This is a genomic window from Enterobacter cloacae complex sp. IR5418 (assembly GCF_049238105.1).
In the GTDB taxonomy this organism is placed as follows: Bacteria; Pseudomonadota; Gammaproteobacteria; order Enterobacterales; family Enterobacteriaceae; genus Enterobacter; species Enterobacter hormaechei.
Genome location: NZ_JBMKHS010000114.1, coordinates 1 through 524, shown reverse-complemented (window position 1 = coordinate 524; position 524 = coordinate 1). Strand labels below are relative to the sequence as shown.

General features: G+C 65.3%; 1 protein-coding gene. It reads right to left on the bottom strand.

Features of this window, described 5'->3' with window-relative positions:
• A partial coding sequence (locus ACOTX7_RS24320) for a contractile injection system protein, VgrG/Pvc8 family (RefSeq protein WP_350364237.1) occupies positions 1–524 on the bottom strand: 524 nt, incomplete at both ends.

Below are 524 nucleotides of genomic sequence, written 5' to 3'. Positions count from 1 at the left end.
CCCACGACTTTCGCCGTCTGCGGGCCATAGGTGCGCGGCCACGCCGTGCTCTGCGCCGGACGGTACGACACCGACGCCGGGATAACGGTGAAATCGGTGCGGTGAATGGTTTCACCTTCGCCGCTGGCGTAGCGGTTCTCCTCGAAGTGATACCCGGCCGCCGTCACCAGATACTCGCCGTTGTCGCTGAAGAACGGCGCGTTGGTTAACGTGAAGGTGTGGCCCGGCGCAATGCCCGCCGCCGTGGCCGTCGCCTGTATCTGCTGATGCTCAACCTGCCAGCGCTCCTGACGGATGCGGGCGTAGAACTCCGCATGTCCCGTCTCCACAAAGCGGCCCGGCCAGTCGTACACGTCGATGCTGCCCGGTTTCGGGGACGCCGGGTTCTGCTGCGCCTGGAAAAGCCACGCGTTTGGCTTGCGGAAGTCGTAGTCGTCGAGGCTGTAAATCCCCGGCGTCACGCTGTCCTCCAGCGCCCACTGGCTGATACCCTCTTCATCCGTACTGCCGCCGGACGGCGTCTG